The sequence below is a fragment of the Clostridioides sp. ZZV14-6154 genome (assembly GCF_020657785.1).
GTDB lineage: Bacteria > Bacillota > Clostridia > Peptostreptococcales > Peptostreptococcaceae > Clostridioides.
Window position 1 is genome coordinate 505013 of record NZ_JAGWCY010000001.1, and the last position, 14601, is coordinate 519613.

General features: G+C 26.8%; 22 protein-coding genes and 1 pseudogene. 8 read left to right on the plus strand and 15 right to left on the minus strand.

The window, feature by feature from the left end:
- Positions 1 to 10 precede the first annotated feature (10 nt).
- From KGF45_RS02385 to KGF45_RS02425, 9 genes are all read right to left on the minus strand, one after another.
- Positions 11 to 598 (minus strand): Holliday junction resolvase RecU, encoded by a 588-nt coding sequence (locus KGF45_RS02385; protein WP_227841734.1) that lies wholly within the window; start codon positions 596 to 598, stop codon positions 11 to 13.
- 47 nt (positions 599 to 645) lie between these two features.
- Entirely contained in the window at positions 646 to 942 is a 297-nt protein-coding gene (locus tag KGF45_RS02390; RefSeq protein WP_227841735.1) for a hypothetical protein, read from the minus strand.
- 33 nt (positions 943 to 975) lie between these two features.
- Positions 976 to 1425 (minus strand): hypothetical protein, encoded by a 450-nt coding sequence (locus tag KGF45_RS02395; protein ID WP_227841736.1) that lies wholly within the window; start codon positions 1423 to 1425, stop codon positions 976 to 978.
- A gap of 39 nt (positions 1426 to 1464) precedes the next feature.
- A complete protein-coding gene (locus KGF45_RS02400; protein WP_227841737.1) occupies positions 1465 to 1896 on the minus strand; it encodes a hypothetical protein in 432 nt (143 codons plus the stop codon).
- Positions 1889 to 2299, minus strand: coding sequence for a hypothetical protein (locus KGF45_RS02405; RefSeq protein ID WP_227841738.1), 411 nt, complete (start codon positions 2297 to 2299; stop codon positions 1889 to 1891). Before KGF45_RS02405 ends, KGF45_RS02400 begins: the two co-directional genes overlap by 8 nt.
- Before the next feature lie 51 nt (positions 2300 to 2350).
- Positions 2351 to 3130 (minus strand): hypothetical protein, encoded by a 780-nt coding sequence (locus KGF45_RS02410; protein ID WP_227841739.1) that lies wholly within the window; start codon positions 3128 to 3130, stop codon positions 2351 to 2353.
- Positions 3131 to 3402: 272 nt separating this feature from the next.
- Positions 3403 to 3603: a hypothetical protein gene (locus KGF45_RS02415; protein ID WP_227841740.1), complete on the minus strand. Its 201-nt coding sequence runs from the start codon at positions 3601 to 3603 to the stop codon at positions 3403 to 3405.
- A gap of 52 nt (positions 3604 to 3655) precedes the next feature.
- A complete protein-coding gene (locus KGF45_RS02420; RefSeq protein ID WP_227841741.1) occupies positions 3656 to 3925 on the minus strand; it encodes a hypothetical protein in 270 nt (89 codons plus the stop codon).
- 14 nt (positions 3926 to 3939) lie between these two features.
- Positions 3940 to 4089, minus strand: coding sequence for a hypothetical protein (locus tag KGF45_RS02425; RefSeq protein WP_227841742.1), 150 nt, complete (start codon positions 4087 to 4089; stop codon positions 3940 to 3942).
- 122 nt (positions 4090 to 4211) lie between these two features.
- Between KGF45_RS02425 and KGF45_RS02430 the strand changes: the two genes are divergently transcribed.
- The gene (locus tag KGF45_RS02430; RefSeq protein ID WP_227841743.1) at positions 4212 to 4775 is read left to right on the plus strand and encodes a hypothetical protein; all 564 of its coding nucleotides are present in this window, start codon (positions 4212 to 4214) and stop codon (positions 4773 to 4775) included.
- Here the strand turns inward: KGF45_RS02430 and KGF45_RS02435 are convergent.
- Both KGF45_RS02435 and KGF45_RS02440 read right to left on the minus strand, forming a co-directional pair.
- Positions 4761 to 5174: a hypothetical protein gene (locus tag KGF45_RS02435; protein ID WP_227841744.1), complete on the minus strand. Its 414-nt coding sequence runs from the start codon at positions 5172 to 5174 to the stop codon at positions 4761 to 4763. The two genes, KGF45_RS02430 and KGF45_RS02435, sit on opposite strands and share 15 nt — an antisense overlap.
- Before the next feature lie 24 nt (positions 5175 to 5198).
- Positions 5199 to 5402, minus strand: coding sequence for a hypothetical protein (locus KGF45_RS02440; RefSeq protein ID WP_227841745.1), 204 nt, complete (start codon positions 5400 to 5402; stop codon positions 5199 to 5201).
- Between the two features lie 130 nt (positions 5403 to 5532).
- Here KGF45_RS02440 and KGF45_RS02445 point away from each other — a divergent pair, with 130 nt between their 5' ends.
- From KGF45_RS02445 to KGF45_RS02470, 6 genes are all read left to right on the plus strand, one after another.
- Positions 5533 to 6030: a helix-turn-helix domain-containing protein gene (locus KGF45_RS02445; protein WP_227841746.1), complete on the plus strand. Its 498-nt coding sequence runs from the start codon at positions 5533 to 5535 to the stop codon at positions 6028 to 6030.
- A gap of 113 nt (positions 6031 to 6143) precedes the next feature.
- Complete coding sequence (locus KGF45_RS02450) at positions 6144 to 6638, plus strand: ImmA/IrrE family metallo-endopeptidase (protein WP_227841747.1); 495 nt, start codon at positions 6144 to 6146, stop codon at positions 6636 to 6638.
- A gap of 116 nt (positions 6639 to 6754) precedes the next feature.
- The gene (locus KGF45_RS02455; protein ID WP_227841748.1) at positions 6755 to 7444 is read left to right on the plus strand and encodes a YbjQ family protein; all 690 of its coding nucleotides are present in this window, start codon (positions 6755 to 6757) and stop codon (positions 7442 to 7444) included.
- Positions 7445 to 7550: 106 nt separating this feature from the next.
- A complete protein-coding gene (locus KGF45_RS02460; protein WP_227841749.1) occupies positions 7551 to 7733 on the plus strand; it encodes a type II toxin-antitoxin system HicA family toxin in 183 nt (60 codons plus the stop codon).
- 65 nt (positions 7734 to 7798) lie between these two features.
- The gene (locus KGF45_RS02465; protein ID WP_227841750.1) at positions 7799 to 8203 is read left to right on the plus strand and encodes a type II toxin-antitoxin system HicB family antitoxin; all 405 of its coding nucleotides are present in this window, start codon (positions 7799 to 7801) and stop codon (positions 8201 to 8203) included.
- A gap of 77 nt (positions 8204 to 8280) precedes the next feature.
- Complete coding sequence (locus tag KGF45_RS02470; RefSeq protein WP_227841751.1) at positions 8281 to 9663, plus strand: recombinase family protein; 1383 nt, start codon at positions 8281 to 8283, stop codon at positions 9661 to 9663.
- 30 nt (positions 9664 to 9693) lie between these two features.
- On the opposite strand, the pseudogene KGF45_RS02475 reads toward KGF45_RS02470, so the two are convergent.
- Both KGF45_RS02475 and KGF45_RS02480 read right to left on the minus strand, forming a co-directional pair.
- Positions 9694 to 9810, minus strand: a pseudogene (locus tag KGF45_RS02475) (ABC transporter ATP-binding protein); the annotation flags it as partial.
- Positions 9811 to 9923: 113 nt separating this feature from the next.
- Positions 9924 to 10514, minus strand: a complete 591-nt coding sequence (locus KGF45_RS02480; RefSeq protein ID WP_227828477.1) for a TetR/AcrR family transcriptional regulator — start codon at positions 10512 to 10514, stop codon at positions 9924 to 9926.
- Positions 10515 to 10790: 276 nt separating this feature from the next.
- Here KGF45_RS02480 and KGF45_RS02485 point away from each other — a divergent pair, with 276 nt between their 5' ends.
- Entirely contained in the window at positions 10791 to 11024 is a 234-nt protein-coding gene (locus KGF45_RS02485; protein ID WP_227433254.1) for an ATPase, read from the plus strand.
- Positions 11025 to 11253: 229 nt separating this feature from the next.
- On the opposite strand, the gene KGF45_RS02490 is transcribed toward KGF45_RS02485, so the two are convergent.
- Both KGF45_RS02490 and KGF45_RS02495 read right to left on the minus strand, forming a co-directional pair.
- The gene (locus KGF45_RS02490; RefSeq protein ID WP_227841752.1) at positions 11254 to 13641 is read right to left on the minus strand and encodes a cell wall-binding repeat-containing protein; all 2388 of its coding nucleotides are present in this window, start codon (positions 13639 to 13641) and stop codon (positions 11254 to 11256) included.
- 193 nt (positions 13642 to 13834) lie between these two features.
- The gene (locus tag KGF45_RS02495; protein ID WP_227841753.1) at positions 13835 to 14590 is read right to left on the minus strand and encodes an acyl-CoA dehydratase activase; all 756 of its coding nucleotides are present in this window, start codon (positions 14588 to 14590) and stop codon (positions 13835 to 13837) included.
- Positions 14591 to 14601: the final 11 nt, after the last annotated feature.

Sequence of the window (14601 nt, forward strand, 5' to 3'; positions counted from 1 at the left end):
CCCCACCTTTTTAAATACTATCATCTATTTCATTTTCAAATTCTTTTCTTAATAAGCTATAATTCTCATTTAATATTTTCTCGTCTTTAGTTATATAGTCTAAAAATAATACAGCTCCATTGAAAAATTTTATTTCAAATCTTTTTATATCTTCTTGTTTTACATATTGTCTACCAAAACAATTCTTCATATTTTTCCATACTAGAAAAGGTATGAAGTAAAACTTATCTTGTATCCCTACACAAACCCCTGCTATTGCTCCCATGCGATAATATCTATCTAATGTTTCTAATTGTGTATTGGTTAAAACACTTCTTTTTATATTATCTTTAAGTGTATATTTAGCTTCAAAGCATATACATACTCCATGTTTTAGAGTACCTTTGAAGTCTGGTTGTGCATTAGCTATAAATCTTCCCGTAAATTTCCCTGTTTTATCCTTGTTTAACACTCTAAATGGTTCTGGTGTTTTTTCTATTTCTGCTCTATTATCATTTCTATAGATTATACAAGCTGAGTTTATATAGTTTTCAAAATGCTGTCCTTGCGCATTAGCAACTTTATTTTTATATCTTTGTTGTAGTTTTTTATCATCCATGTTTTACACTCCAATCTTTTCTACGAGGAATTTATACTTAAAATTTATTACTCATTATATATAAAATTTATTTCTTCTGTCTTACATAGTTCAGTTAACCAATGATATTCTTTATCTTTCAAGCCACAATGTTCTAATATAATTTTATTAATTTTATTTATATCTAAATTTATACTAGCTTTAGCATTACAAATTTCACATCTTTCAGTTTTGCAATTACTACAGTTTACTTTAATATCCATTAAATCCGTTATTTGTATTTCTAATAACCTTAACTCATTACTTCTTCTTCTCAGTTCATCTAATTCTTTTAGTTTTATATTCACCCTTGCAGACTCTAACATTTTTTACTTACCTCCAAGTTTGTTTTTTCCAGATTATATTTCATCCTCAAAGATTACAAAACTTTCTCCACAACTTGTTGTAACTACTCTATAAGTTTTTTCATTCATGTGACAATGATAATCTAAAATTTTTTCATCTATTCCTGCTCTTTGAATATCTTTTAATCTTATTACCATTTTTTCTTGTATAATTTCATGTATATTTGATGTTGTTATCTCTCCTGTGTATAATTTTGTCTTGAAATTTTTCTCTTTTTGTATTTCTTTTTCTATTTTTCTTCTATCTAATACAACATCTTTTACAAATTCTCCAAATCTTTCATTGAAATTATATAATTCTATGTGATACTTTCCATCTTCTTCTGCAAAGTAAAAATTAAGTTGTCCTTTTTCTGCTAATTCTTTGTAAGCTTCTAATTCTTTTTCTAACATTTTTATTTTCTTTTCTTTACTTGAAATTATTTTTAATAATCTTGTTAACAAAATTTTATCTTTATAAACCATTTCTACCACTCCTTCACATTACCAGATAACATTTTCATTTAACCAATTTTTATATGCTTTTTCACAATCAAAACTTTCACAATCAATCTCAGTATTATTACATGAATTACATATATCTTCTGAGTATTTTTTACATGCTTTATTTTCTCTCATCGAAGTGAAAGTTACTAATTCTTCATTAGTCATATTTTTAAGAGCTTTTTTAAAACTTACAATTCTAAAACAGTTACGAATACATTTTTTATTTAATACATTAAGTTCTCTCTTAGCTTCTTTTTTAGTTTTATATACTTTAGCTTTATTTATATCCTTCATTAACACAGGGTATAAGTCGTAGTTAAAAGTATGATTTTTCCCTGCATAGTAAGTGTCTTTTTCTCTTCTTTTACTAGATTCATCTTGGCATAAATCAGCTAGCACAAAGCCTTTTATTTTATCCTTATTAGTCATTAGTTTTTATACTCTCCTTATCTGTAAATATTATTATTTGTCCTTTTCCCCATCCGCTTATTTCTATTTTTTTATTATTTTCTTCACAGTAAGATGCAACTTCTTTCATACTTATATTCTTTAATTGAAAATCTATAGCGGTTATAAAATTACCTTTTTCCAATATTTTTTCTATCTTGCTCTTTACTTCAAAGCGACCACACATGCACCCATTTTTATTTTCAGCTCTACAAATATTATTAAATTTACATATTTTACAAATACGTTCTCCCGCTTTGTCACATATCGCTTCTATTTCTTTATCCATTCTTATTACCTTCTTTCTTTTCTTTTTTTCTCTCATTCTTGAACTTGTTTTTACAAACATAAGAACAATATGTCTTTGAATACAAATTTGTTTCAAATTCCTTCTTGCAGCACTTACACACTCTTAAATACATACAATCACCTCATTTCAATTTAATCTTCGCATCTTTATGTATAAGCTAACTCCTGTTATATCGTTATATGTAGCCTTACATTCTGTAAATATATAACCCTTGTATTGTTTTTCCCAGAACACGCTATTATCTAGGTCATTCCTTACTAGTTCCATAACTTTCTTTCTGCTATATCTACTATCATTGCAACGCTGATAAGGTTTTTCTAAATTCTGTGATGAACTCCATCTTTTTCTACCTTGAGGGTCTTTCATGAGATAATTGCATAAACTTTGTAAGCCAAATTCGTTTGGTTGCAATCTATGCGTGTTTATCCATCCAAGTTTTTCACCCTCTTTTTTTCCTCTTGATTTTCTAACCCATAAACTTTCAATTATATCTCTATCAAGTTCTCCATTGAGTATCATGTGATGGTGTACTCTCTTAGTTCCATTTTTCTTTTCACCAAACTCAGTTATTAGCAAATACTTAATCGCTCCTAATCCCTCTTTTTTTCTTTTATGGTTTATTCTTCTTATATAATTTCTAGCTTCTTTTTCAGCTTCTTCAACTGTACTAGGTAAAAATTTTGGTGCATATGTAAAATGTACAACTAGGTCTTTATTATTAAAATTTGTATTAGCTAGTTGCATAAAGTATCTTTTAGCGTTTTTATCATTTAGATTCTTTTGCTTTGGTTTAGATACATATTCTCTTTTACCTCTTTTACCTTTTGTTCCATCTACTCTTGGTATTATGTCTATCTCTAAATAGTCATTACAATATATCTTTTTCTCTCTTATAAAACTCTTCATATAGCAGTACCTCTTTAGTCTTTTATTAGCATCTATATATTAGTATCTAGTGTTATATATTTGTATAGATACTTTATATCGTTATAATGTTAATACCTATTACAAGCTCGTTAATCGCTCTATTTAGCGTATTTATTGAACTCTATTGTCTTATCTGCTATAATAAAAAATAGATATGTTTTTATAGCTTTGACAACAAAGTTATTTTGTGAAGTGTCTTATAACTGCGAATTATAAGACACTTTTTGTTTGCATAATTTTTAGACTTCAATTTAAATTACTTCCTTTTCTAACTTTTTTTCTTTTTCAATTTTCATTTCTTCTTCTGTTTTCTTTCTATATGTACACTTTATTTCTAAATCTACGTCAAAAAGTCTTTTTGCCATCATTTCTTTTGCTCTTGCTAATCCCTTACAAAAGTAATCCATGTTCATTTCGCCTTTAAATTCAACTTTTTCGTATGGTTTTGACATATGTATTCCCCCCATTTTTTATTTTAATTATGTATTAAATAGTGTTATTAACTTATTTTACAAAGTGATTTTTAGTACTTTCTAGTATTTCAATAACACTATTCTTTTCTATAAATTCTCTTGAATAAAAATAAATATTTCCTTCACACTTTATCGCAATTAAAAATTCTTTTTTAAAATTTCCGTTTAAGTGTTCTTCAATATGCTTTCTATATAAAGCACTTTTTTTATTTACATTTTGCAATATGTAATCTTTATCTACTCTAAAGTAACCATACTTTTCTAATCCATTTATTTTTATTTCTATATCTAAATCATTCATGTTTCTATCACTCCTTATCTAACTTTTATCAAATCAGAAAATGAGTTCAATTCATTTTTGAGTTCTTCATACAATCCTTTAATTTTACTTATTTTCTGATTCAAAAGTTCCTCGTCTATTTCTACACTCACTTTTAAAGTTATTACTTCTTTTTCCTCTTTCATTTTTATCTCCCATTCTTACCTATTTTTATTTATTGAATAAGACACTATCTTATTTTTTGATTTTTTTTATAAATTTTATGTTATAATTTTCTTATTAAAATATAATGAAAGGACTATAAAAAATGGACTACTTAGCAGTAAATTGGATTGCCATTTTAGCACTAATAATATCATTTTCAAGTCTTTATATTTCTGTAAAAGTATATAGAAAAGCTAGTGTTAAACTTAAAATCTCTTATGATATAGAGAAAAGTTATTGTTTTGGTTTTAATTGGTTCGAAAAATACGAACTTTTAATATGTTATTTGACTATAGAAAATCTTTCTACTAGCAATGTATCTATTACTAAAATTAAATTACTGGATAATCTTCTATCTTCAAACGCTACTAAACTTGATATACATGATTATTATAATAATAATGGAATTTCATTGATTAATTTTGAAGGTAATAATAATTCATACATACCTATCAATACAAATAGTGAAAATATTTTAAAATATACAAGAATTCCATCACTTGGTACTATACATGGATACGCTGTATTTGAAGGAATACATCCAATAAGCGAATCGAAAGATTTTAAAATAATTGTAGATACTCCAGATGGCTCATTTGATACTAAAGTAACTATTAATCCACTACCAAAAGATTTTAAACCTATACATCCATTAGATGAAGATTAAAGATATTAGGCTTAATACAATACCTAATATTGACATCAATATAGCAATTTTTATTTCATATTCATCTTTTTTCTTCATGATATTTCTAAATTCTTTATGTAAAATAATATTTTGCGATATGAATAATATATCCCCTTCTGATAAGTTCTTATCTTTACAAAAGATTAAGAACTTATCACTCTTTTTCAAAGTAATACTTTTAACTCTTATGATATATTCTTTTTTTAAAATTGATTTTTTTATATACTTTTTTATGTAAATATTCTCTAAAATGAATTTTATATCTTTATTAGACAACTCTTTAGATTTACAAAAGTTCAAAAAACTATTTTTATCTTTATTCGCAAGTATTTTTAATTCTAAATCTCTTGTAATTTTTTCACTAATATCTTGTTCCATTTTTACCACCTCAAATACTTATTTTTATTTCATTATTGATACATCTGAATCATTTGTAATATTTGCACCTTTTAGTATGTAAAACATCTTTACTCTTTCTTCATATGGCATTTTTACAATTTCTTTCATTAAATCGTCGCTATCAATTTTTTTACTAAGAAATTCATTTGCTGAACTTCCTTTAGTTCCGATTAGTTTTTGTGTTTTATTTTCAATTATTTTATTCATATTTCCAACCCCTTTCACTCGCTCTGTAAGTACATATTACCACTAAGCAAGTAACAAGTCAACACTTTAGTCTATTTTCACTTGCTTTGTGAGTATCATTATGTTAATATCCTTAATAGGAGGCGATTTTATGAATGAAAGATTGAAGCAAATTAGAAGTCACTTCGGTATGAGTCAAGCCGAATTTAGCAAACATATACTTGTAGGTTCTTCAACATTAGCTATGTGGGAAATTGGTACAAGAACTCCAAAAGATATTCATATATCCAAAATTTGTTCTGAATTTGGTATAAGAGAAGAGTGGTTTCGCAATGGAATTGGGGAAATGTTTATAGAAAATGATAATACAATAATTTCAGAACTATCTAATAAATATAGCCTTGATAGTTTAGATGTAAAAATACTTGAAAGTTATCTAAAGCTTTCTGGAGAACAAAGAAAAGCAATAAAAAAATATGTATACTCACTTGTTGATACAATATTGGAAGATGATGAATTATATCAAGATTACAGAGGCGAGTATATAGAAGAAAACTCACAACTATCAGCTGCTAGGAATGGCAATACTGAAAATATAGAAGAAGCAATAAATTTATACGACAATTTAGATGACACTTTAGAAAGGTAAATAAAAACAAATAATGCATAAATTTTTACGACAAATAGCTTACGAATTCATTTTAAGAGAAAAAATTACGACATTACCCTATTTGTCCTTTTCAAGTTATTAAAAATAATAACTTGAAAGTTTATTCCTATGACGAATTTTCAAAATTAATAAGAAGAGATACCAATTTTATTATTGAAAAATATGACAAGCAAGGTTTTGTGTTCTGGAGCAAAAGAGATAATACTTTTGTAATTTGTTACAATACGTGTTATCCCTTTCATTCCATTCGTTGGACACTTATGCATGAACTATCACACATTTTTCTAGGACATGCAACAAAAACTAATGTTTTAAAACTTCATTCCAAAAGTAACAAATTATTTGAAGTAGAAGCAGAGGCTTTTACAAAATATATATTATGTCCTCATACAGTCTTATCATATTGTAAAATTTTGGAAATTTCTGAAATTATGTATTTCTGTGGAGTTGATAAGAATATTGCTCTTAAAAAAAGTCTTTCTTTGAAAAAAGAGAAAAATACTACTACTGGTTTAGATAATTTAGTTATAAAACAGTTTAATGTTTTTATTAAAAATTACATAAAATATAGAAAAAAAGGTACTTAGTTGACTAAGTACCTTTTTTTCTATATTTTCTTTCCATACTTATACAAATCTTCCATTTATATACTATATTATGATACTATAATTTTATTAACATGTTTTTAGGGAGGTTTTATATTATGACTGAATATATTGTAGTTCTAAATAATTTAAATAATTGGGATTTGAAAGAATTTATAGATGAAAATAATACATATTCAATTTATAGCTCTACAGATAAAGAAATGGTTATTGACTATGCAAAAAGTTTAGCTTCTTCTATGAAACCAAGTCATTTAATTATCAAGGATGAAAATAATATTGTAGAGAAAGATGAACTTTTTTTAAACAATAAATGTAGAAAATGTGGCAAACAGCTTCCAGAGAACTCAGAAGATGATTTATGCTTGATATGTAAAGATGTGCTTAAGGTTCAAGCTAAAGAAATCTCTAAATTAGAAGAGAAGAAAAAAGAACTTAAGAGGCTGAAAGTTAATCCAAGTATGGTAATAATCTCAACAACACCTTTTCTTGATGGTTATTCAATAGAAGAATACATTTCTATTGAAGCAGCTGAGGTAGTTATTGGTTCTGGATTCTATGCAGATTTAACAGCAGGTTTAACAGATTTTTTAGGCGATAGGTCTTTGCCTTATGAAAAAAAATTAACTCAAGCACGAAAACAAGCATTCAATATATTAAAAGAGAAGGCAGTTGCATGTGGAGGAAATGCAGTTGTCGGCATAGATATAGATTATATGGAAATAGGAAGATTATTTTCTGTAATAGTGAACGGAACAGTTGTAAAGGTAAAATCAAACGATAAGTAAAAATATATAAAATATATTATAATAAAAAAACGAATGCGTATTGATACGCATTCATTTTTATGTTATAATATATATATAGAAAGTTAGAGAGAGGAGGGAAATAATATTGAGAGTAAGAGAAATTTTAAAAATCGCTTTTGAAAATGGTTGGAAAGTAAAAAGCCAAAGAGGTTCACATATTAAGCTAATACATAAAGATACAAATAAGACAGCCATTATACCAAACCATACTGGCGATATACCAAAAGGTACTCTTAAATCAATTTATAAAATGTTAGGGCTTAAATAGCCCTAGCAGTTTATAAATATATACTCTCTCTAACTTATTTAAAAACCTCATAAGGTGGTGATTAGATGTATAAAAACGATTATATATTTCCTGCTACTATTACAAAGCATGATGATAATGACTACGAAGTAAACTTTTTTGATTTCGATAATATTGTCACTTATGGAGAAACATTAGAAAATGCGTATTTAATGGCAGAGGATGCTTTAAAACTAGAATTATTTGATTTATATTCAGATACTAAGGAAATACCAACAGCTACTAATTTAAACAATTTAAGTATTGAACAAAATCAAACTGTAATCTTAGTAAAAGTTAGTTTGAAAGAAACAATAAAACAATATGATGGAAAATATATAAAAAAATCTGTATCAATCCCTTCTTGGTTGGAGAAAGAAGCAAAGAAAAATAACATTAATTTTTCTCAAACATTACAAGAAGCATTGAAAAATAAGCTTGATATTAATTAATAATAACCTTATTCAATATTAAATAGTGCCTAGTGATTTTTTTACTAGGCACAAGACATAAACAGGAGGATTTTATAATGGATAATATAAAACGTGTAGCTCTTTATATACGTGTCAGCACGGAAGAGCAAGTATTACATGGTGATAGTATTAGAACTCAAACAGAAGCTTTAGAACAGTATGCAAAAGATAATGGTTTTATTGTAGTTGATAAATATATTGATGAAGGTTATAGTGCAACAAACTTAAAAAGACCTAGCTTACAACGTATGCTCGAAGATATAAAAGAAAATAAAATTGATTTAATTCTCTTAACTAAAATTGATAGGTTTAGTAGAGGTGTTAAAAACTTCTATAAAATCATGGAAACACTAGAAAAGCATAAATGTGATTGGAAAACTATTTTGGAAAATTATGATTCTTCAACTGCTGCTGGTAGATTGCACATAAATATTATGCTTTCTGTAGCTGAAAATGAAGCAGCACAAACATCTGAAAGAATTAAGTTCGTTTTCCAAGATAAATTAAGACGCAAAGAAATTGTAAGTGGCAGTAATCCATTTGGATACAAAATAGTTGATAAACACTTAGTAATTGATGACGAAAAAGCTGAAATAGTAAGAGAATGTTTTAATTCTTATGAGAAATTTACTTCAATGATAAGAGCTTTACAACATATAAACAGTTCTTTCAATACTAACTTTTCTTATAATTTTGTTTACAGAATATTAAAAAATAATATATATGTAGGAACATACATTCACAATGATTTAGTTGTAGAAAATTTTTGCGATGCAATTATAAGTTCTGAACAGTTTAATATTGTTCAAAAACTGTTATCAAAAAATACTAAAGTTTATAATAATAAATATCTTAATTCACTAGGAATGCAGTATATTTTTTCTGGTATGGTAATATGTCAGTGTGGTCGTAAAATGAGTGGTACATATTCTTTAAGCACTGATAAAAGAATATATAAGTATTATAGATGTCATGTATCGCAAACAAGTAAAAAGTGTGATAATACAAAACGATTGTCAGAAAAAAAGATTGAAGCTTTTTTATTGAAAAATGTAAGAAAACAATTAGAAGAAACTATTCTTAAACATGAATCTAATAATAAAAAAGTAAAAAGTAAAAATAATAATAACCAGATTAAAAGCAAGATAAAAAAACAAATAAATAAACTACAAGATTTATATTTTGATGATTTAATAGATAAAGAAGATTACAAGCTTAAATACCAAAAACTCAATGCACAACTAATTGAATTAGAGAAAAATAACATGGAAGGAAAAAGTTCTATAATAAATTTACAAGATATTAGAAGTTTTTTAGAAATTAACTTTGAAGAAATATATGCTGATTTAAATGACCAAGAAAAGAGAACATTATGGACTAGCATAATAGACACTATCTCTATTGATAAGAATAAGAATTTTACTATAAATTTTTTATAGTAGTTTATTTTGATTTATTTGTACTAATACACCATTACCTGATGGTCCTAAAAATCCTAGTATTTCTCCTTTTCCCACTTCAAAATTAATATTTTGTAAAAATTTTTTATCTGTATAACTAAATGATAAACTATCAACTTTAATCATTTTTATCCCACCTTTTTATATATTTGACTAATTTAATTATATAGTCAATAAAAACCAATTTTTTTGTTTGTTAATACTTTTTAGTAAAAATACTAGCAAACAAGTTTAAAAATTTATTCCATAAGTTGTATAACTAGACCTCTTATCATCAATCTTAAAGCATCATCAAAACAATTCTCACCAACTTCATGTTTGTATAACATAGTAAGAAATACTGCTCTAAATGCCCCACTAAAGTTTTCTACATGTTTATTTTTTGCATTTGGTATATAAGATATCATCTTACTAATTTCAAAATCATCATGCTTAAAATGTTCTTCAATTATATAATCTGGTAATTTTCGCATTAGTATTTCAAACTCTCCATTAATTAACAGATTTAAAATTGAAGTATCATCAACTAGCTTATAAAATTTCATAAATATATCTGTCAACTTATCATATGTAACACTTTCATCAAGTTTTTTTAATTCGTATAACATTTGGTTTTGTATTGAATCATGTATATCTTTCAATACTTCAAAAAAAAGTAATTCTTTCGATTGAAAAAACAGATAAAAAGTTCCCTTTGGAATCTTTACTCGCCTTACAAGTTCATCAACAGTAGTTTTTCTAATACCATATTGCTCAATACACAAACTAGCCTCTTCTTTAAGTCTTTTAACTATGTACTCTCTTTCTTTATCAGAATATGATTTAGGCATCCTCTCATCTCCTATTTGACTAAATTAATCTTTATAGTCAATATAATTCTTTTACTCTTTAATGTCAATAAATTTATTAATTCTATTAAAAATCTTCGAAAATTCTGAATTTTATATAGCTTTTTTTATTCTATAATGTTATAATTAAAATATAAATAATATATTATTCTATTTTCATATCTATTTGCTTATTTTTTAACTTAGTTTCTAATAGCAGTAATCATATTTATCTTTTTAAATGTTCCATTTTTAATAAAAAATGAAGGAGTTGATTTTATGACTACTACTACAAAAAATCGTTTTTATGATTTTGTTCAAGAAAACTTAAATAAATATGTTGAAGTAAATTCTTATTTTAGCAGTTGCCCTCTATATGGGGAAATTATAGAAGCAGACAGCTTATCAATTACACTTTGTTCAAGATATATAGACGAATCTAATCCATCTTTAAACGAGACTTACACACTATATTTACCACTTAGCTCTATAATAGCTATTAGAACTATATAAAAAGGTTAATTAAATACAGGTTATTTTTATATAGTATGTAAGACTTTCTATATAAAAATAACCCTTTTCTATTTATACATTTTATACATTGAAAATATTAATACGTATATTTAAAGCTGTAAATAGAATCTTATAATTATTGATTGTTTCAGTTATCAATAATTCAAAATGGCTATTTACAGCTTCAATTTGTCATTATCTACTAGAAATATATTAATCTACTAGTATCTTATTTAACACTTTTTAATTTTACTAACTCCTTAAAGGCGTTTTGATTTGCACCTCCACCAACTTGAGTTACTTTTTCTAAAGTTTTATTTTTAAGAATATCTTTTTGACTATCAGCTAATTTATCACCAACCAAAATTACTGGTGACCCATTTTTTGCTCCTAGAGGACCAACTGCTAGACCGTCTATTAAATCATTTTGACTCTTTATTCCATTTTTAACTACATATGCATTTTTCAAAGTATCTTTTTTATAAAAATTATCTATTATCTTTGAATTTGTTTCGTCTCTACTACTACCAGATAATCTAGTTGGGTTTTTAAGTTTACTTTCCAAACTAGTTGATAAAGATACTGTACCTCCAATAATATAAGACTTCTCTATATTTAGTGAGTTTAAAAATTCATCTGCTCCTTGCAATTCGCTTTTTTCATTTGCAAGTATAATTGGAATATTATTTTCTGCTGCGGCTGCACCTACACTAATTGCATCAGCTAAACCTTTTACACCATTTACAACAGCTATTTGAGAGACATTTTTTATACTATTCAACTTTTGAGCTAATAGCAAGCTTGTCTTATATCTGTCACTTCCTGATATTCTTTCAGTTGATATATTTAAGTTTTTTAATTGTTGTTCAGTTTCTTTACTTATGGAATTTTCTCCACCTATTAAGTATACTTTTTTTGCACCTAATCTCTGTATTTCAGCTTTAGTTTTTGAATTCAAAGCTTCTTTTTGTGTTAATAGTATCGGTGAATTGATGGCAGATGTAAAAGGAGTTGCTGCCAATGCATCTACTATTGAACCTCCATTTACTAAAACTACATTTTCTGAAGAACTAAATCCATTTTGGCTAACTTTAATGGCAGTTTCATATCTATCACTACCAATTAAAGATTCATTTGGAATACTTTCATCAGAAGATTTTTCTGTAACAGCTTTTATAGTAAAGTTACATGGATAAAACTTGCTATCTCTATTTATATCATAGAATTTTCCAGTACTATCTATAATGTAACTTTCTCCTAAGTTTGCTTTTGCTTTAAACGTATCATAACCTGGCACATTTGATTCAGAACCTATAGTTGATTCTCCATTTTTATCTTCTATGCTAACTACTATAGCACCTTTTCCTTCTGGTATATCAAAAGAATCGATTGGAACGGTTATGTATCCTGAATATTGCGTAGTACCCTCTTTTAATTTTTTCATATTATTTTCTTGAGGTATGCTATTTACTACTGGAGCATAATATATTTCATACTTAGCTCCTATACTCTCAGTTAAAAACATTACAGATTTTAGAGTCTCATCTCCCCTATTAAAGTCAAATACATTTGCAGCTGTTATTTTATTTGAAATTAAAGGAACAATACTTGCGTAGTCATGTTGATACATTTTTTCATCATCATTAGGTTTTTGACCTCCTCTGATTGAGAAATTATCTATATCAGACATAAGTGTCTTATCTTCATAAGATATCCAGAAGTATCCACGTTCAGAATTATAATCTCCCCAACTATTTTTTATTAGCCATGCACCATTTTTTGATGGTCTATTACTTGAATTAAAGTTATCTTTAGAATAATTATCATCCCAACCTACAACTGAAATAGCATGGTTAGTATTGAAACTTTTTGTTGGACAATAATATGAATTGGTGTCTTCACTTTGATACTTAATATCTTCATAATAACCTGATGTTACTGCTCCATACTGTAATATAGCATTTTTTGTAGAGTTCATATCATTACTTACACATACAGCATCTGTTACATTAAAAACAGTTGGTGCTGTATTCATATTAGCTGGTTTTGTTGCTCCTTGTGCTTTAGATATTTTACCGTTATATGGAATATCTTTTTCCAATTTAGGACCTGACCAAGATGTTAAGTATCCCATAGCTTCATAATTTAAAGCACCATCCATATCATTTACAGTCCATCCATATTCACCTTCTGAAGCCCACCATCTTAAATGTTCTTCTGATAAATCATAGTCTCCATAATTCTTTAATTTTAGAAAACTTTCTAAAGTTGCCATGGCTGCAAAATCCCAGCATATTCCAAGATTTTCTTGATTTTTTATTGAGGTCATTAATCCCAACTTTCTTGGGTCATAAGATGCTGGAGCTGTTCTTCCTTTACTTCGAACTTTAGTACCTTCCAATTGATATGGATTTGGTATAATCCCATTATATTTTTCTGTACGTCCATTTTTAGCATCTTCTAGATATTGTTTATAAGTCTCACTGTATTCAGCTTTTTTTATCTGATTCAATGTATTTCCATTTTCAGCTGATACAGGAATCGTTGACATTACTAAAATAGATATTAAAAATAATGCAATAAACCTTGATGCTTTTCTTGAAGCAAACTTTTTCATACTTTCTCCCCCTAACTTCGAGCTAATTTTTTAAAATTTAATACTATATATGACTAAATATTAATTATTTCTAAATATATAATCATTTAAATCAATTATACCAAAGTTTTCCTTTAAAAATAAATAGAATAAAATAAAAAGCTGAAATTATCTTGGATAAATTCAGCTTTTTATTTTATTATTTAAGATATTTTTATTTAAATCCAATTACTGCAGCCCCTAATGCTCCTATTATCTGAGTATGTTCTGCAATAAATATTTTTTTATCTAATATTTCTTCTATCATTTTTACTAATACTTTACTCTTCGCAAGACCTCCAGTAAATGCAACTTCATCTACTATTTCTCCTCTTGCCAACATCGATGTTGACTTATTTGCAATAGATTTAAGTATTCCTGCTGCTACATCTCCAGTAGAAATATTTTGAGCTAAGAGACTTACTATTTCGGACTCTGCAAAAACTGTACACATGCTAGATATATTAACTGGTTCATTTCCTTGAGCTAGCGTATCAATACTTTCTATATCACTTCCCAAAAGATTAGAGGTAATTTCTAAAAACCTACCAGTACCAGCAGCACACTTATCATTCATTATAAAATTAAATACATTTCCATCTCTATCTAAATTTATAACTTTACTATCTTGACCACCTACATCTAAAATAGTCCTTACATTCTCATTTAAAAAGTAAACGCCTCTAGTGTGACACGTTATTTCTGTTACTTTCTTATCGGCAAAGTCCATTACCCCTCTGCCATAGCCTGTACCTACTACTTTTTTTATATCTTTTTTATCAATTCCATCGCTTAACAACTCATAAACTTGTTTAGATGTACTTTTAGGGCTCCATCCAGTTGGTATAATTATTTTTTTGACAATTTTTTCACCATCAAATAACACACCTTTTGTTGCTACTGACCCTGAGTCCACTCCTATACTAAACATAACCCCTCCTA